Raw genomic sequence first — 18774 nt, forward strand, 5'->3', positions numbered from 1 at the left:
ATTTATCCATTGTCATCCTGCAATAGCGCATACATTTCTCGAACACTACTCATAAATTGCACTATCTGCTTGGTTCCAACTTTTTTTTCTAATTCCTGACGTGCCTGCTTAATGGCTTGCAATCCTTGCTTCATTAATCTTTCACCTTCAGGCAGTAAACGAATGCTTTTAACACGTTTATCACAATCATTATCATCAAGCGCAATCAGTTTACGCTGCTGAAGTCGATCTATAATGCGTTTCGAGGTTGAACGCCCACGGCCTTGATAACAGCAAAACTGATTAGTGGTTAACGGCCCTTTATCCGCAATAATCAACATGGACCCTAGCATTTCTGAGGTAATATTTAATGGCTCTAAAGCCAATGTGATTTTTTGCCGCATTACATAATGCAAGCTGCTTACAGCAAAAAATATTGATTCATCCAACACATCAATCTCACTAAACCGCACAATGTCGCCCCCGAAAAACCACGTATTTTATATGAAAATTTACAGCATGACGCTAGCTTAGCAAAAAACGTTGCACATGCAACATAAATCACTATAATGTTGCATGTGCAACAATCGGAATACTCACATATTTCCTTTTCTCTTCTTACTACTTTAATGAGGTTACTATGGCTAATCGGGCGCTCACCCGCCTTTCGTTTGGTTTATTTACTATCGTGGTACTGCTCAGTGGTTTTCTGTTAGCCGCTGACTTTTATGCCCCTTTTTCTTCCCAAGGCGTTATTCAGGCTGGCTTTATTGATATAGCACCAGAGGTACCTGGTAAGGTTACGACAATTTATGTGCGTAATGGTGACCATGTCATGCCTGGTGACCGTTTATTTGATCTTGATGTTGAACGCTATCAACTTGCTCTGGAAAAGGCTCAAGCCCAACTTGCCCAGGTTCTTGAACAAAACCAAGGATTAAAGGTTGCCATCACACAAGCCTTAGCACGGGAAAAGCAGGCACAGTCAGATTTAAAACAAGTGCAAGCTCACACCATGCGCGTTAGACAACTATTTAGCAAAGGGCTGATAAATAAAGAGGCATTAGAACAAGCTGAAACTGAACTTGTTCATATCCAACAGCAAGTCATTATTCACCATAATGCCGTCATAAATGCTCGCGCAAAAATTCAGCGTGATGGTGAAAATGCTGCACTTAAGCTGGCAATGAATCAGCTCCAACAAGCCCAGTACAATGTAAGCCGAACCAGGGTTGTCGCCACCAGTGCTGGCACGATTACCAATCAGGCTTTAACAAAGGGTACTTACTTGCATACTGGGCAAACAGCGCTCACCTTAGTGGCCCAACAAAACCAGTGGCTCGCGGTAGATTTTCTTGAAAAAGGGGGCGACCAGTTAAAACCAGGAAGCCAGGCACTGGTTGTATTTGATGCAAACCCGACTACCTTAGTAAAAGGCTATATCAGTAGTGTTGATACAGCTGTTTCATCAGCGAAAGCAATACTAGGCTCAGCTGCAGATGTTCAAAATGACACGCACTGGGTCAGACCTAAACAACGTATACGGGTCCGTATTCAGTTTAATCATGCGCCTAAGAGCCTGATTGTAGGGTCTAGGGCATCTGCGATGATTATTCCTCAACAGTCGGACATCTGGTCTGTACTCAGCCATATATGGATGCGCGGCGTGTCCCTGGCGCGTATGGTGCTGTAATGGGGAAATATATTAATCCAACACTCCATAGGCCCATACGGATTATCATCGGCATGACTGTGGGTGCTGTCATTGGCTTAGCGGGTAACTGGAAACTACCCATGTATTGGTTACTGTTTCCGACCATTATTTTTATCAATTTACCCCAAGCATCTTTTCAATTAGTGTGGAAATTAACAGGGAAAAGTTTGTTTTTAGCATTCATTGCCAGTGTATTAACCGATATACTGGCAACCCATCCCTTTATTGTCTGGCTTATTTCAAGCTGGTTATGTTTTTATGCTATTCATGACACGGCCAAACACAATAATCAAACATCTTGGTTTTTTGGATTAATTAGCTGGTCACTGTTTTTAATTCTAGGGTTTTCGGGTATCTCTACACGTGCCTTATTAGCAGACTACTACTGGTCATTTATTATTACGGTACTATTAATGTACCCTATCTTTTTTCTACTACCGTCACCCGGACTAGCCCCGCAACCACCTGAAAATAATAGCTCCCCGCCTTTAACAGGCAATATGATTTGCATTGGTATTATTTTATCCCTGGCTCTTGGTGCCTATTTAATTTTTAACATAAAAGACAGTGTTTTTGTCTTTATCACTATAATTGGGGCAGTAATGGCACTGAAAAAAGGTGATGTTGCCAAATACAATCAACGCATGATCGGTCAACTATCTGGTTGTGTGCTGGTAGGCGTATTAGTTTTAATCACACTAGGTCAAACAGATCAGCTTCTCGTTATTATTCTTGGCCATCTATTAATTGTTTGCTATCTCGTCTATGCCTTTGGTCAACCTAATAATGCGGCTGCACTAACCAACGCCATGATTGGTTACAGTGTACCTTTTATACTTTATATGATTCCTGGGCAACCCATCCTCTATAATTTAAGCATTCGGGTCATCATGCTTTGTGCTGCGGGACTTGCGATTTTATTCATCGACTTAACCTTACAAGGCTAAAAACCTTTACATTCTATCTGTATTATGGGTATATGCAGCTCATAAACCGCCAACGCTTAATTCTATAAGGTCAATAAAGATTATGAACATATGGGTAGACGCAGACGCCTGTCCTGTTGTGATTAAAGAAATATTATTTAGAGCTGCAGAACGGACTGCAACAACAGTCACGCTGGTTGCCAACCAACCACTGCGTGTACCAAAGTCACCCTTTATTAAATTCCTGCAAGTAACACCGGGTTTTGATGTTGCTGATAATGAAATTGTTAAGCGGACAGCCGCAGGCGACTTAGTGATCACCGCGGATATTCCTTTAGCGGCTGAAGTGATTGATAAAGGTTGTATTGCCCTTAACCCTCGGGGTGAGCTGTATACCAAAGACAATATCAAAGCACGTCTCAATATGCGTGATTTTATGGATACCTTACGCAGCAGTGGTATTGATACCGGAGGCACTCCTGCACTGAGCCAAAGTGACCGCCAACAGTTCGCGAATAACCTGGATAAACTCCTAGCTCAACATAAAAAATAGGTGCTCCCAGCACCTGCTTCACAAGCAAATTCAAGTATTGCCAACCCTTTTTGTGCTGTACCCTAATTTCGCTTAAGTCAGTAACAGTATTAGCTCAATAAATAAAGGACCCTACAAAGGCTGGATAATGCCCGCCGATTTGTTTGCCGCAAGGAAGCGGCAAACAAATTATTCAATCTGCCATATAAATATGGTGATTGGGGTGAGGAGTAAAGATAACAAAACCTAGAAATCATTCGTGAAGGGTATATAACACCATTAACACTGATAAGTCGACTGTACAAAACCATTATCATAGGCCTTAGTCGCTATGTGAGTCAGCGAAATATCATGACCAGTTTGCGCAAACAATGGTAATCCCTCACCAATAATAACCGGAATGCGTGTGATGGTAATATCATCCACCAGTCCAGCTTTTAAAAAAGATTGAATGGTTACCCCTCCGTCAATATAAACCCGCTGTTCTCCTTCATATTTTAAACGATCAACTAAAGCAGAAATCTCACCCGAATAAAGTTCTACCTTACCTTCCAATTCAGGAGGGATAGACGAACATGTGCGACTCAGCAAGATCACCCGTTTTTTTTCATAAGGCCACTCTGGAAATGACAATACTTTTTCGAAGGTTTTACGCCCCATCACCAGGCAGGTAACAGAGGACATAAAATCCTCATAGCCAAAATCTGTCGTATTGTTCCCATCTCCCGCCTGTTCCAGCCAGTCAATATCACCGTTTTTTCGCGCAATAAAGCCATCCACGCTGGTTGCTATATAAACTGATATCTGCACGTATACATCCTTAAACGTCAACTGTATTCTAAAGAAAAATTTTAATCACAATAACAAATATCAGTAAAGACCTATTTAATAATCAATCTTTAGGAAAAGACTACTCAAACTAGGACCTGCTTTAACGCAGTATCTATCACAAAGAAGATTTTTTACGGGAACGTTGGATTGTTAATGGGGAAATCTCTGACACAGAGCTTTATGGTCTACTTGACCATGAGTGGCAGGGGTTAAATCATAGCTAAGTTATTTGTAATCATGGCACTCCCTTGCCATGGTTACATTATGAGTTAATTATTCGACGTTCGACTCAACATCGCTTTGTTGCGAAGAACCTTCCTCCACTTGTTCATTCACTGGCCAATCACTTCCAGGTGGACCTGGAGGCCAAGGTCCTGTTGGCGGAGGCATGTTGGGACCTCCAGGAGGGATATTAGGTCCGCCAGGAGGTGCTGGCGGCCAAGGGCCACCTGGCGGCATATTTGGTCCTCCGGGTGGTTTACCTGGGCCACCAGGTCCGCCTGGAGGCATTGGTGGCCATGGACCTCCTGGGGGCATATTCGGCCCACCTGGCGGTATATTGGGTCCTCCAGGTGGAATACATGGATTACCTGGACCACCGGGCTTACCGGGTCGTCCTGGTCTTCCAGGTCGCCCTGGGCGACCCGGACGGCCTGGCCACATAACTTGTTCATCTGCGCGTGAACCCTCAACATCTGCTTGCGGCCAACCTGGAGGCCATCCACCTGGAGGCATGTTCGGTCCACCTGGGGGCATATTGGGTCCTCCGGGCGGCATCGGTGGCCATGGTCCTCCTGGGGGCATATTCGGTCCACCTGGTGGTATATTGGGTCCTCCAGGTGGCATCGGCGGCCATGGTCCTCCTGGGGGCATATTGGGTCCTCCTGGGGGCATATTGGGTCCACCTGGCGGTATATTGGGTCCTCCGGGTGGCATCGGTGGCCATGGTCCTCCTGGGGGCATATTGGGTCCACCTGGGGGAATACATGGAGGTTCTGGATCAGGTCCTGGTGGCTGAGGGTTAGGGCCTGGAGGTCGCGGATTAGGATCAGGGTTCGGTGGCTGAGGGCCTGGTCCTGGTGGCTCACCAGGGTTTCCGCCACAGCTTTTACCTAAACCCACAACGCCAAATGCAGCAATCACATCTGCCTCGGGGTAGCCTTTATCCTTAGCCGCTTTAACAACACCACAAGCACCTTGCTCAAAGTTCGTGTTTTGCTTCCAGTACATTTGGTTAGCAACCACCATCACTTCAAATGCTTTTTTAATATCCCAGCCATTGGTCGTTGCTAATGTGTAAAAAGCACGATTAAAGACACCACTTGAGTTATGAACATCCATGCCTTCACGGTATTGGCTGGCATGATCAATTGATACACCATCTTTACTCGGCTGCTTAAAAAAGCGAAGCGCTTCGCGACTTTTGGTAATCGTGCCACCCACTAACCAGTCGTTTTTCTTAAACATGTAAAATTCAGCAGCTTCTCCAGCCATATCAGAAAAGGCTTCATTAATACCACCTGACTGACCACGATAAACTAGATTTGAATTTTGCTGGGTGAAGCCATGACTTACTTCATGAGCAGCTACATCTAAGGAAGTGAGGGGATAGAACATACTCCCACCATCACCAAATGACATCTGCCGTCCATCCCAAATAGCATTGTCATAATTTTGTTTATAGTGTGCCCGCATTCTTAATTTATGACTCAAGGGCTGAGTATTAAACCATTCTTTATAAAGTTTAAAGACAACACCACCAAAATAATGGGCATCATTTAACGGTGAGTACCCACCATTCACTTCTTTATAATTATTTTCAGGACAATTAAACTGAAAAACCTGACCACCACTTTCCCTGTGTTTCATATCAATGGTTTCAACATTGGCAGTACTCATACGACACTGAGCATCAACCTCCAACGGTCCGTGATCTGAGCCATACTGGTATTTTCCTGACTTCTTATTACCGCCAGGCCCTGTTGCTTGTTGGTGATTAAGACCTTCCCAGTGATCAAGTACTTCGCCCGTATGCGCATCAATTATAAAGAAGGGACGAGTAGGTTTTCCTGATGCGTTGTGAGTAAAGTAGCTCACTTCATACGCTAGTCGAGGATCAGCCTCGTCTTCAGCATAAATCCATAGCTTCTTATTATTATGCTCAATTTTATCTTGCACAAATCCTGTGTGACCTGATTGCTCAACGGCAATTTGCAGTGCTTGCTCTGCCGTTAAACTGGGCGAAACTTCTAAGTTATGCTCATCCAGGGCAACTAATAAATCTCCGGAAAATTCACTAAACTGACCAGCATGATTTTCGCGGGCAACAAAACTAAAGCCATAAATAGGTACGCCTTCATAGTATTGTTGATATCGATGTTTTTGTTGGTTATCACTGGTAGAAATCGAACGGATAACCATAACATCTTTTTCTGAACTTAGTTGTAAAATTTCATGGACTGGTGCTGCACTGCGAATAGCCTGTGTTAACGGACTATATTCCAGGTTAATTTTTTCAGCTGACCACGAGGGCAGTGAAAAAAGTGTACTGGACACAGCAGCACCCACTAAAATAAGTGTGCTACTTCTATACTTCATCATATTCCCCTGCATAAATACTTTAGTTGTGCAAATACATTACTTAACATTTATTGCTGCATTCACATAAAAAGCATTTAATTAATAACAACGTATCTATTAACAATAGATAGCCTTTATGCTTACTCCTTAATACTTAGAGAGCACCATCAATCGAAAGCAAAAACAATCATTGATAGCAAACAAATAGCCGCAACCAACAAATCAGCTTGTTTTAATTTTTATAATTATCCACTTACTTATTATTATATATTTAATAACAGGTGGTATACCTATACCTTTTAACACATCCAATACGAATGATTTTCAGGGGTCAATACACCAACCACCTTTCAATATTTCCTAGACTTCCTAGCTCTTTATTTTTTTATTAAAATTTATTGGAAATTTTTTATGTGGTCATATAGTTCCACACTGAGGATAAATAACGTTTAACAACATCACAGTTTATTTTAATGAAGAATTTACTTACTCATTATTTGATATAACGCGAAATCAATAAGGAAGTACAACGCACTGAAAGTGTTGTCTATAACCAATGCACCGCATCAAGGCAACTTTATATAAAAATTGTTCGCAATTAACAAAGGAAGGGAAACGTATCCAAAAACAACATTATGGGTTTAACAAAATCCAATCTTTCATCACCGGGTTAAAAAAACCAGACTCTTGATAAGCCCTGTGTATTTCTCCATTTTTTTGTAAAACATCTAAACCTTGCTGCAGGAAAGAAAAAACCAAATCGTGATATTTTGCCTTTTTGCTCACTACAAAAAAACGTTCACCTTCCAGCCTAATTTTTATCCCAGGTACAATTTGTAATTGTATATGTTTAACACGCCGAGCTTGATGTGCCGCTTGATTAAATTCAAGCAACGTATAATCTGCGCGTTCTGTCTCAATCATATAGTAAAGTGATTCAATGGAATTAACGGGAAACATCGTTAAGTTCATGTTTTCCATTGTGTACCAGTCAATTATCCAATTCTTTACCATAACACCGCGAAACTTTCGTAAATCATCTATGTTTCGTACATTATTGAGACGGTTATCGCCGGAACGAACATAAACGCCTTTTACAAATTTATTTGATGGAATAATCAATTTAGACACATGAAATTCTTCAGTAATTTCCTGATCCCATACCGTTTCTGCTGAAATGATCGCACGCCCTGATTTCACATCTAACAATGCACGAGAGTAATTAGGTGCTTCTAACAAGTCCAAACTGAAGTTGAGTCCAGCTTCATAAAGCGCTCGGCATATAATAACCAGTTCGACTGTACCACGACTGGCATAGGGCGACGAATACTGCTTTACCTGCTGACAAGGTGTTTTCTGCTGCCAGAGTAAAAATGTTCTCGCCACATATTTAGGTGTTGCAACGGTCACTGTAAACGGCGCATGAGCCGCCTGTAGGAGACCTGACGACACCAATAAAACATAACACACGGTACGAATAAATCGCCTCAAACTCATACTAACAATTGTTTTACTTCCCTTGGCTATGACACAAAGCGTTCAATAATCCAAACGCATTATATTTCTCGACGTCATCGACATAAAAAACCAGAACTTAAGCTTTGCGTAATTCAGAATTATCTAAATGTATAAAGCAGTATAAACTATCAACAACATTCACACGCTATTGCATAGCATCGGGAAGTATATCCCTTTAACCAGTGATAGCCAAAGTAAGGTGTTTAGTTTTATTGTGATTTACAGGAGTGACTATGCTACGTCGTCAATTTCTAACCCACATCGCTAGCTGTGGCGTACTTCTATCTCCTATCGTAACAACCCCCATAACAGCACAAGCAACAGCTGGCCCAGCACTTAAGGAAAACCAGCCTCTTGCGGTTTCAGTTGAATACCTAAGAAATACTCCTTTTAACCAGCGTATTCGTATAAAATACTTCTCTCCATGGCTAGGATGTTGTACTTCGCATGTCGTATCATTTCGGGATCCAGAACCACATCCCCTTGTTTTTGCTTCATATGTTCACCGCCATTGGATACATAAAAGCAATTTATTGAGTAGCTAGTCATTAGCTAAGAACTTGTTGAAAGGCAGTATATGAATGCACCACATTTAACAGAACTTCAACCATCATCCCTCTGGCAACACTTTGCTAAGATTTGCTCCATTCCTCATCCTTCAGGTTATGAGGCGCAACTGGCTGAACATATTCAGCACTGGGCAACCGATCTGGGGTTATCTGTAACACAAGATCACGTCGGCAACCTGATTATCCGCAAACCAGCAACATCAGGCTTAGAGCATGCACCAGGTGTTGTATTACAGGCCCACCTGGACATGGTGCCCCAAAAAAACAGTACAACCCAACATGATTTCACTAAAGACCCAATCAATGCCTATATAGAAGGGGACTGGGTAACAGCAGAAAACACAACACTAGGTGCAGATAACGGTATTGGCGTTTCTGCCATTCTCGCCGTGTTAGAGTCAACGCACTTACAACATGGACCTATTGAAGCACTGTTCACTATTGATGAAGAAAGCGGTATGACCGGTGCCATGGGTCTCCAGCCTGGACAGCTGCAAGGCAGCATCTTATTGAATCTCGATTCTGAAGATGAAGGTGAGCTGTATCTAGGTTGTGCTGGTGGTGTTGATATCTGTGCAGATTGGACATATAGCCCTGAGCCAATCCCGGCTGATTATCAAAGCTTTGAACTAGCCATAACCGGTCTTAAAGGCGGTCACTCAGGGGTCGATATCCATCTTGGTCGAGCTAACGCTAATAAGCTGATGGCACGCTTACTATGCGAGGCTGATCAAGCGGAACTGCCTATTCGTGTCAGTCACATTCAAGGTGGTTCATTACGTAACGCCATTCCAAGAGAAGCCTTTATTAAATTAGCCTGCCCAAATGCTGCCGTTATGCAGCTAAAAACGTGGCTGGCTGACCAGCAAGCTATATTAAACAATGAATTACAGCACGCAGAGCCAGACTTACAGCTTACATTATCGGAAATAGCACCCTTAGCACAGCTAATGCCTGCGGCAAGTCAAAAGACATTGAGCCATACCCTTAGTGCCTGTCCAAATGGCGTTATGCGTATGAGTGACACTGTACAAGGTATTGTTGAAAGCTCAACCAACCTGGGTGTTATCACTGTTGAAGACGGCCGAATCCATGTAGCCAGTCTAGCTCGAAGCTTGATTGATAGTGCAGGGCAGGCGCTCGCCAATGCTGTTGCTAACACCTTCCGTCTGGCCAACGCCACCATCCGCTTTGAGGGGGCCTATCCGGGCTGGCAGCCAAACATGCAGTCTTCTGTTTTGCAAACCATGATCGGCGTTCATCAGCGTTTATTTGAGGTGAAACCTGAAATCAAAGTCATTCATGCTGGTCTAGAGTGTGGCTTGCTGGCAGCCGCCTATCCACATTGGGACATGATTTCATTTGGACCAACCATTCGTTATCCCCATTCTCCCGATGAAAAAGTGAATATTCATAGTGTTCAGCGTTTTTGGGACTTATTAGTTGCCACCTTAAAAGCCATTGCCACTGAACAATAACCCTTCATACCTCCATGAAAGTGCAGTTAATTACTGCACTTTCTGTTCTTTTACTCTTTAACTCCATCACCAACTTTGCATATTGTGTTTATTCAGCAGTTGTAAAACGAGCGTTTTTCCTGCCAACATTGTAGTAAGAACACTAACATTAAGACGATATCGACTATGGCATTAAGTGTATTTGACCTGTTTAAAATAGGTGTGGGTCCTTCAAGCTCACACACCGTGGGGCCAATGGTTGCTGTAAACCGTTTTCTAGCGTCATTGGGTGAAGACCTTTATCAAGTGCATACCATAAAGGCTCACCTATATGGTTCATTAGCGCTGACAGGCAAAGGACATGCGACAGATACAGCTGTATTAATGGGCTTAATAGGCCACCGACCTGAACGGGTTGACCCACAACTGGCGGCCCAGCAAGTAGAAGAAATACATCAACAACATAAGCTGCTATTGGGTGGCACTCACTTAATTACCTTCAACCCACAACAGCATCTGCAATTTCATCATGACGAGTTTTTATCTGCTCACCCCAATGGTATGACACTCATAGCGATCTCTGCTGCAGGTGACACCCTAAAACAGGGAACTTACTTTTCGGTAGGCGGTGGCTTTGTACTCAGTGAAAATGAACTCAGTGCAGAGCATTCAGAGGTTGACAGTCAAACAATTCCATATCCATTTAACTCTGCTCAAGAGTTACTCAAGCAATGTGAGGCGAATAACTTAACCATTGCTGAATTAATGATGGCGAACGAAATTGCGCTCCATGAAAGTGAACGCTTAGTAGAAGAGCGCCTGCAAGATATTTGGACGGTGATGACTGAATGTATCGAGCGAGGCTGTCGAACCAAAGGTGTATTACCAGGCGGTTTAGGCGTTCCTCGGCGTGCTGCAGATATCTACCAAAACTTGCTGACTAAGCCAGAGGCTGGCCTCCGAGACCCACTCACACTAATGGATTGGGTAAGCCTGTTTGCCTTGGCCGTTAATGAGGAAAATGCCGCCGGTGGTCGAGTGGTTACAGCCCCTACTAATGGTGCTGCAGGGGTTATTCCTGCGGTTCTGGCTTACTATATGCGGTTTGTCCATGGTGCCGACCTTAAGGGGATGTACGATTTTCTATTAACAGCTGCGGCTATCGGCATTCTCTACAAACAAAATGCCTCTATTTCTGCTGCCGAAGTAGGGTGTCAGGGTGAAATTGGCGTCGCCAGCTCAATGGCTGCTGGCGCTTTAGCTGCAGTACTGGGCGGCACGGTCAGACAAGTTGAAAATGCCGCGGAAATTGGCATGGAACATAGCCTGGGCATGACCTGTGATCCAATCGGAGGGCTGGTGCAAATCCCTTGTATTGAACGCAATACCATGGGTGCTATCAAAGCCATTAATGCCGCTCGCTTAGCCATTCGTGGCGATGGTACACACCGTGTGTCACTGGATGATGTCATAAAAACCATGTATGAAACTGGTAAAGATATGCAAAGCAAATACAAGGAAACCGCTTTGGGTGGCTTAGCCGTCAATGTAGTTATTTGTTAGTTACAGCAACTGATTATCCCTGTCTGTAAGTGATGTGTAGTCCGTAGTGAGTGGATTCGCTAAACTTAACAAAGATCACCTATAGACAGGGAAACTTATAAAAGACAGTCATGACAGATAACAAAAAACTGCCCAGCCAAACTAAGACCACCTCAGTTGCAGACTTTATAGCGCAAGCTGAACAACTGCCAGCTCATAGTAATGCCTCAACACAAGGCCGGTTACTGTTCGCTATTGATGCAACCGCCAGCCGACAGCCTACCTGGGACATAGCCTGCCAACTACAAGGACAAATGTTTTTAGAAACCGCTGAGCTTGGCAAGCTGGCCATTCAGCTGTGCTATTACCATGGCTATCATGCTTTTCATACTTCTAGCTGGTTTACCAATACTCAGGCGTTATTAGCAGAGATGCTGAAAGTTCAGTGTTTAGGGGGGCAAACCCAAATTGAAAGAGTCCTAAAGCATGGACTGAAGTTAGCGCAGCAGGGGACATTGCACGCCATTGTCTTGGTGGGTGACTGCCTGGAAGAACCTGTTGATGCATTGGCCGAGCTTGCTGGCCAGCTCAAGCTCAAAAATGTGCCACTCTTTATTTTTCAAGAAGGGTGTGACGCCCATGCCCGTCAAGGTTTTGCCCACTTAGCTAAGCTATCAGATGGTGCTCACTGCCAGTTTGACCAAAACAGTGCTAGCCAGCTACAGGCCCTCCTGACAGCCGTTGCCGTTTATGCTGTCGGTGGTATTGATGCTTTAGCCAAATTACGTGCCAAGCACCCTGAAACAATAGCATTATTAGAGCGCCAGCTACGTTAGGTATTGAATTACTATTACAAAACATACTAGTGTTAACCAGCCTATTGAAAAAACATATCAATCAAGGACTTTGCTGTGCGAATTTTGCTGATTTTAGGGCTGTTAGCATTACTGTGGATCGGGTGGAAATACCGTCGTTTACCACCCCACCTTAAGCAGCAATGGCTTAAGAAAGGGCTTATAGCCTTAGCGGTGACTATCCTTCTAGGACTTGTCATCACCGGCCGAATTCATGGACTGTTTGCCATCTTGGCAGCTTTACTTCCCTTTGCTCGCAGGCTTGGCGCACTGTTAGGCTCATGGCAACAAATGAAGCAAGTGGTTGACTGGCTTAAACGGCGCCAACAGCCAGGAGTATCATCATCCCAGTCTGAAGTAACTACTGAACGACTGCGAATGATTCTTGACCATACATCAGGCACCATTGATGGCACTGTCCTGACTGGTCGTTATGCACAACAACTGCTGTCTAAGCTATCAATAGAAGCCATTGCTGAGCTTTATAATACCTGCCCGGAAAGTGATAAGGATAGCTGCCAACTGCTGGAAACCTACTTGCGAAAAATGCGTCATGATGAATGGCAAGCTTATCAGCAGCAAGAAGAACAAAAACAAGGCTTCCAGGCAGAAATGAGTATTGACGAAGCAGCACAAATCCTTGGTGTATCAGTCTCTGCCAGCCGAACTGAAATTATGAATGCGCATCGTCACCTAATGCACAATATTCACCCTGATAAAGGCGGGAGTAGCTATCTAGCCAGCAAGCTCAATCAGGCACGGGATATTTTGCTTAAGCACTTATCATCAAAGACCGCCTGATGGGTTATTTATTTCTCATAACCTTACTGATTTGTGTGCTGTTACTAGGCAGCTTATTTTATTTATTGGCACGATTACGCACGCCTCACTATCAAGTCACTAAACAACACGTCATGAGTATTTTACAGCGTGCCATTGGCCAGCAGCTGGATATAAGTGAGTGGCATATCTTTATCGGTTTACCTATTCAACATGACCCTGAATTAGAGCAAGTTCGTCAAGCCTGCCAGCATCTGGATGACACACAACAGGTGAAGCCCAACTGTGAGCAAAAGTTACAGTGCACTGAACAAGCTGTAAAAGAGATTAACCACCTTATCGATCAACTTAAACGTCAAGGAGAATTACAATGCTAACCCCTCGATGGCGACTTATATTGGGCCTAGGCCTCAGCGGCTTGCTGCTCACCACCATCAGTAAGGCCGAAACCATTGGTGAAGTGAGCACCGTATTTAAACTCGTGGGAGCCAATGACAAAATCGTCGTCGAGGCTTTCGATGACCCCGATGTTGCTAACATTACCTGTTACCTAAGTCGAGCCAAAAGAGGAGGAATCAAAGGTTCATTAGGGCTGGCAGAGGATACCTCTGATGCCTCCATTGCCTGTCGGCAAGTTGGCCCAGTCATAGTTCCTCCTGCCATTAAAAGTGGCAAAAATGATGGTGAACAAGTATTTAAAAAGCGCACATCAGTACTTTTTAAAACAATGCAGGTAGTGAGATTTTATGACCCTAAACGTCATGTGATTATTTACTTGACCTACAGTGACAAGCTGATTGAAGGCTCACCCAAAAACAGTATCTCTGCAGTGCCTATACTGCCTTGGACAACAGCCACAACGTCCCAGCCTTAATAAATTGCAGAAATAAAATAGAATTATTACGAGTTATATCTATACTCAAACTAAATCACTTAGATTGATAAATTAGTGAGACAAAAAAAAACCCGAATCCTGGGGGAAGAAGTCGGGTTTGAAAAGACCATTAGGAGTGAAACAAAGGTACACAATCCTACGTACCAAGGTCACGAATGACCTAGACTGATGCGATTTGTTAGGGGGAATAAATCACATCAGTACTCTAAGTATTATGTACATCGAAAAATCCTCCACTATTTCTTAAACTCTTTTCGCATAAGAAGGTATATCCCTTTGTCCATGAGTTATAGCTTACGGGTCAGCGACCAGACTTCGGCTTAAGCACTCAGTCATCATGACTATCCAAATACCGCAACAAACCTGCCACTTAAGTTGAACACTTCAGACGTTCAGCTACTCGTCGCGATAAATATCACCTGGATGGCGTGTCAGCTTTTGCGGCGGTGGTTCATCAGTGCTTGATGCCTCAACCTTTGCCTGCGCTTCAGCGGAGGGCGCTACGCTGTTATGTGAAGTACTAGTTTTATGCGAGGTGCCAGTTGGCTTATCTGAAGTGTTAATTGGTGTTCGACTATTGGGCGTCTTCGGGCGGGATGACACAAGCTTGCCTGTAGGCTTTGCGCTTGCCGGCTGTGAGGCATCACTTTGAGCAGACTCCTTAGCTTGAGCCACAACAGTTTGCTCCTGTATATAGTGATCTGCCTCTTCATCATCCAGCAACACTTCACCATGCCAGGGCAGTAGGCGATAACTGGCGTGGTAGCTGTAGTCAAGAAAAGGGTATTTCAATATTTTAAAGTAAGGGGAATAATCAAAGTCACTGGGAGTACATAGTTTAGGATTACGCATAAACAAGCGTACCCGTCCACTGTCATCATTGGCTTTCACTAACGGCAGAATAGGAAACTGAACCCGCCCAAAAGCCTCAGCAATCATTGTTGAGCATACCGTTTTGGTAGTAGGACCTGGAGCCTTAGCAAATAAGCTAGAGCGCCAGCGACGAGGAATAATTCCCCACGGCAAGAAAAAACGTGCCAAATCCACAATCTGCCTGACATCATAATGATGTCCCAGCTTATTCACCGCATAGGCAATAACTTGCTGGGCATCTTTATACTTGAGTCCTCGTGGTCGACACACTCGTAAGTGATCGTCCTCATAGACCGTTATAGGACGAACCACAGTTCCTAAACCTAACTCACTTTCGATAATCAGTTGCGTGTCAGGGGTACAATTACAATTCAATGCAACCTGTTCCCTGACACAGGCATCTTCAATGTCATGCAGTCGGCCAATATACATTGCTGCATGTGACCAAGGGCTTTGCGTAATGCGTCGAATCACTTCAGCAATGCGTGAGCGGCCTTCCACTAAAATGACATCACAGGGCTTTAACTCATAGCGTATTCGTTCAAAGTCGCATAACAGCAACCCTTTATCTGAACGCTTACTCATTAACCACCGTGTTAACCAGTGTTGTATTTTCCCCATAAGCCGCCAACATTCTGTAAGGTTGTCAGGCGTTACAACAAGCCCTCAATGTAAGATAGGGCTTTGTCTAATATACCCTGCGGAGTATAAAAATGTGGCGACAAACGAATACCCCCACCACGATGAGCACAAATAACACCCTGTTCATTAAGCTTAGCGTACATCGCTTCAGTATCCTTACCCGGCACATCAAAGGTAACAATTCCTCCATGCCGACCTTCTCGAGTTTCACTGATCAACTTAACACCAGGTAACGCACGCAAAGCCTGCTGCAAGTAGTTGATATTATGAAGCAATTGCGCTTCGACACGATGCATTTCCACCTCTAGCAACAGGTCAACACTGGCATTAAGGGCATGAGTGGCTAGCATATTTGGACTCCCACACTCAAAGCGCCGTGCACCTTTAGCAATAGTCCAATCATCGCGAGTATAATCGCCCATATGCTCGACCATATGCCAACCATATTGCAGCACTTTTAACTGATCTCGCCCCTTAGGTGAGCTATAAAAAACCGCTAATCCCTCAGGACCTAGCAGCCACTTGTGGCCGTCCGCCATTACAAAATCAGCCTGAACCTCTTGAACATCAAACTCCAAAGCGCCCAGGCTTTGTATCGCATCGACACAGAATAAAATATCCTGCTGCTGACAAAATGCACCTAATGTTGCTAGAACAAGCTTAAAGCCCGTTGCATACTGCACAGAACTCACAGACATAATTCGTGTTCGTTCATCGCAGGCCGCTTGCAAATCTGCCTCGGGATTCTCTCCTGTTAACGCCACAGCACGAACTTCAACACCCTGATCCTGTAATGACTCCCACACAATGCGGTTAGAAGGAAATTCTTGATCAGTGATCACCACATTGTCACCCGCTTGCCAAGAGAGTCCATAGGCAACCACAGATAATGCTTCTGATGTATTTTTAAGCAATGCTATATCTTGCACAGAAGGTGCGTTAATTAATTCTGCTAACAATTTTCTCAGCCGAGTTTCCGTTTTTACCCAGCTAGAATAGTGAGTCGCACCCAGCCGGCTGTTTTCCTGTGCAAAGTGCTCAACTGCCCGTGTAGCACGCATGGGCCATGGGGCTACCGCGGCATGATTGAGATAACACAGGGACTCATCAAGTGGAAATTCGTGGCTCCATTGCGACATAATTTTACCTTTACTTCGGTTGCTAAAATCTAATTAAATAATATCAGTTATTCCATTTGGTATAGAAAACAGGCCTAAACTGATGTATTTTCACAAAGGATGTGGCAAATAAAAACCTTTATACGGCATAATTCTTGCCGGTCGACCTCACAATAGTAAGTATTAAATGCCATAAGTAAACAGCAATAATAACAATGGTGTTGCTCAACTACGGTGCAGCTTATGACTATAACATCAAGAAAACAGCGCGACTTTAGGCAACGCGAAGAGGAAATTCTAACTACAGCTTTGACTCTTTTCCTGGAGAAAGGCGAAGATAACGTCACTGTCGAAATGATTGCTGATGCCGTTGGTATCGGCAAAGGAACGATCTATAAACATTTTCGTTCCAAAGCAGAAATCTATTTACGACTGATGTTGGACTATGAACAGGAGTTAGCAGACCTGATTCAATCGGATGCCGTAACCAAGGATAAAGATGCTCTGCCTCGTGCCTATTTTGAATACCGCATGCGTCATCCTGAAAAGTACTATCTGTTTGATCGCTTAGAACAAAAACTAAGCCGTCGAAATCCTCACCCTGAATTATTTCAACAGCTACACAAAATCCGTGCTTCTAACTTCTCACGGCTCAGTGAAATTATTCAGCAAAGGATAGCAGATGGTGCTTTAGAAGATGTGCCTCCGTACTATCACTACTGCGCGGCCTGGGCCTTGGTCCACGGTATGGTCGCCATACATCACTCCACATTTTGGCAAAATGTCATTCATGATAAAGAAGACTTCTTCCGCTTCATGATGGATATTGGTGTACGTATGGGTAACCGCGGGCAAGCCAAGCCTCGTGTGCAAAAAACGGAGGAGGCCCTGGATATCACACCACAACCAGAGCCTGCAGATGCAACTAACCCTTTAACACAGGAGGCCGAAGAGCCAGTGACTTAATAAGCCCGTTGGCTGCAATAAAAAAACGTTATGATAACCGACACCTGTAGTACAACCTGAAACCCGTTTTGGCGAATCAGGTTGAAACCAGGTGTCGCTTATTATTTCGCTAGACGTTTTCATCCGCTTGCAAACCACTTACAACCTGAGCCCCTCTACTGCTTTGGTATTATCATTTGCGTTGGCATAGCATTTGCCTATTTTGTGATAAGACAAGTGAAGCAGTAAATACTGTCCGTACCGGCTAAGTGTTGCCGTGGCGCATCATATTGGTAGTTAGCAAGTAGCGCTAAGACCCAGACATAAGGGGAGTGCAGATGAAGCATCAAAAAGCACAACAGAGTATGCCGCTGGTTATTTTTCATAGAGCGTCAACACTCGGGCTTATCATGTTATTACTCAGTGGCTGTATGCCCAGTGACATTGCCTCAGAAACTCAGCGCTACTTAAAAGATATTGGCATCATCGATAACCACCAGCAGCAACGAACATCAAACTGGGTACTGCCGAATAATGCCAGAATACTGGTTATTGCCGACCAGTCGCCGCCTGTTGACCATCGCCAGCCTGATTACGCTAAGCGCTTTGCACTAGCAACCACAGCCGCCTTTAAGCGTTATTTTCCTTACACCGATCATGCCGACAAAACACTCAGTTTTGTGAAAGCACAACAGGAAGCTCGACGTCAACACGCTAACTACTTGGTCTTTACCCAACTCCTTTTGGTAGATGACCAGGTGGGTAACTGGATTGAGTGGGAAGAAACAGAAGACATCCGTCGGGTAGGACGAGATCAGGTGCGAGGGCAAGTCAGTATTGTTGAGCTAGGCTCAGGACAAATTGTCGATACCATTGAGGTACTGGGAAAAAGTGGTCGACTGACCTTTATTAATGATAAGCCTGATGAGTTATTTGAAGCCCCTCTGGTATCACTGGTGCGTAGCTTAGCTGCACCAATACCTGCTCGAAGTTATTAAGCTTCAGAAAAAGGTACACAT

The 18774-nt window shown here is 44.1% G+C and carries 18 protein-coding genes; 12 read left to right on the plus strand and 6 right to left on the minus strand.

The annotated features are described in order from the left end of the window. Window positions 1-2: 2 nt before the first annotated feature. A complete protein-coding gene (locus KHS79_RS06815; protein WP_094787429.1) occupies window positions 3-452 on the minus strand; it encodes a MarR family winged helix-turn-helix transcriptional regulator in 450 nt (149 codons plus the stop codon). 167 nt (window positions 453-619) lie between these two features. Between KHS79_RS06815 and KHS79_RS06820 the strand changes: the two genes are divergently transcribed. From KHS79_RS06820 to KHS79_RS06830, 3 genes are all read left to right on the plus strand, one after another. Beyond that, window positions 620-1672: an HlyD family secretion protein gene (locus KHS79_RS06820; protein ID WP_212717783.1), complete on the plus strand. Its 1053-nt coding sequence runs from the start codon at window positions 620-622 to the stop codon at window positions 1670-1672. After that, the gene (locus KHS79_RS06825; protein ID WP_212717784.1) at window positions 1672-2640 is read left to right on the plus strand and encodes a DUF2955 domain-containing protein; all 969 of its coding nucleotides are present in this window, start codon (window positions 1672-1674) and stop codon (window positions 2638-2640) included. Before KHS79_RS06820 ends, KHS79_RS06825 begins: the two co-directional genes overlap by 1 nt. An 82-nt stretch (window positions 2641-2722) precedes the next feature. After that, window positions 2723-3172, plus strand: a complete 450-nt coding sequence (locus tag KHS79_RS06830) for a YaiI/YqxD family protein (RefSeq protein WP_212717786.1) — start codon at window positions 2723-2725, stop codon at window positions 3170-3172. A 258-nt stretch (window positions 3173-3430) separates the two neighbouring features. On the opposite strand, the gene KHS79_RS06835 is transcribed toward KHS79_RS06830, so the two are convergent. The 3 genes from KHS79_RS06835 to KHS79_RS06845 form a co-directional block, all read right to left on the minus strand. Beyond that, on the minus strand, window positions 3431-3961 hold the full coding sequence (locus tag KHS79_RS06835; protein ID WP_094787433.1) for a dihydrofolate reductase family protein: 531 nt from the start codon (window positions 3959-3961) through the stop codon (window positions 3431-3433). 294 nt (window positions 3962-4255) lie between these two features. Beyond that, window positions 4256-6583 (minus strand): M4 family metallopeptidase, encoded by a 2328-nt coding sequence (locus tag KHS79_RS06840; RefSeq protein ID WP_233468291.1) that lies wholly within the window; start codon window positions 6581-6583, stop codon window positions 4256-4258. Window positions 6584-7195: 612 nt separating this feature from the next. Next, window positions 7196-8059, minus strand: a complete 864-nt coding sequence (locus KHS79_RS06845; RefSeq protein ID WP_212717788.1) for a type 2 periplasmic-binding domain-containing protein — start codon at window positions 8057-8059, stop codon at window positions 7196-7198. 254 nt (window positions 8060-8313) lie between these two features. Here KHS79_RS06845 and KHS79_RS06850 point away from each other — a divergent pair, with 254 nt between their 5' ends. The 7 genes from KHS79_RS06850 (at window position 8314) to creA (ending at window position 14156) form a co-directional block, all read left to right on the plus strand. Next, a complete protein-coding gene (locus tag KHS79_RS06850) occupies window positions 8314-8625 on the plus strand; it encodes a hypothetical protein (protein ID WP_157365421.1) in 312 nt (103 codons plus the stop codon). Between the two features lie 32 nt (window positions 8626-8657). Further along, entirely contained in the window at window positions 8658-10127 is a 1470-nt protein-coding gene (locus KHS79_RS06855; protein WP_212717796.1) for an aminoacyl-histidine dipeptidase, read from the plus strand. Between the two features lie 165 nt (window positions 10128-10292). Continuing rightward, window positions 10293-11669, plus strand: coding sequence for an L-serine ammonia-lyase (locus KHS79_RS06860; RefSeq protein ID WP_212717799.1), 1377 nt, complete (start codon window positions 10293-10295; stop codon window positions 11667-11669). Between the two features lie 110 nt (window positions 11670-11779). Beyond that, the gene (locus KHS79_RS06865) at window positions 11780-12484 is read left to right on the plus strand and encodes a hypothetical protein (protein WP_027708048.1); all 705 of its coding nucleotides are present in this window, start codon (window positions 11780-11782) and stop codon (window positions 12482-12484) included. A gap of 75 nt (window positions 12485-12559) precedes the next feature. Then, the gene (locus KHS79_RS06870) at window positions 12560-13303 is read left to right on the plus strand and encodes a J domain-containing protein (RefSeq protein ID WP_212717801.1); all 744 of its coding nucleotides are present in this window, start codon (window positions 12560-12562) and stop codon (window positions 13301-13303) included. Next, on the plus strand, window positions 13303-13659 hold the full coding sequence (locus tag KHS79_RS06875; protein WP_212717803.1) for a hypothetical protein: 357 nt from the start codon (window positions 13303-13305) through the stop codon (window positions 13657-13659). The genes KHS79_RS06870 and KHS79_RS06875 overlap by 1 nt, the downstream gene beginning before the upstream one ends. Further along, window positions 13653-14156 (plus strand): protein CreA, encoded by a 504-nt coding sequence (gene creA, locus KHS79_RS06880; RefSeq protein WP_212717805.1) that lies wholly within the window; start codon window positions 13653-13655, stop codon window positions 14154-14156. The genes KHS79_RS06875 and creA overlap by 7 nt, the downstream gene beginning before the upstream one ends. A 417-nt stretch (window positions 14157-14573) precedes the next feature. On the opposite strand, the gene KHS79_RS06885 is transcribed toward creA, so the two are convergent. Both KHS79_RS06885 and KHS79_RS06890 read right to left on the minus strand, forming a co-directional pair. Further along, complete coding sequence (locus KHS79_RS06885) at window positions 14574-15635, minus strand: hypothetical protein (protein ID WP_233468293.1); 1062 nt, start codon at window positions 15633-15635, stop codon at window positions 14574-14576. Between the two features lie 68 nt (window positions 15636-15703). Next, window positions 15704-16831 (minus strand): aminotransferase class V-fold PLP-dependent enzyme, encoded by a 1128-nt coding sequence (locus KHS79_RS06890; protein ID WP_212717809.1) that lies wholly within the window; start codon window positions 16829-16831, stop codon window positions 15704-15706. Between the two features lie 222 nt (window positions 16832-17053). On the opposite strand from KHS79_RS06890, the gene KHS79_RS06895 reads away from it, so the two are divergent. Further along, window positions 17054-17776 carry a TetR/AcrR family transcriptional regulator gene (locus KHS79_RS06895; RefSeq protein WP_051311281.1) on the plus strand — a complete coding sequence of 241 codons (723 nt, stop codon included), beginning with the start codon at window positions 17054-17056 and terminating at the stop codon, window positions 17774-17776. 317 nt (window positions 17777-18093) lie between these two features. Further along, complete coding sequence (locus KHS79_RS06900) at window positions 18094-18753, plus strand: DUF4823 domain-containing protein (RefSeq protein ID WP_212717811.1); 660 nt, start codon at window positions 18094-18096, stop codon at window positions 18751-18753. Window positions 18754-18774 lie beyond the last annotated feature (21 nt).

The sequence above is a fragment of the Zooshikella ganghwensis genome (genome assembly GCF_018263875.1).
GTDB classification, from domain to species: Bacteria; Pseudomonadota; Gammaproteobacteria; order Pseudomonadales; family Zooshikellaceae; genus Zooshikella; species Zooshikella ganghwensis.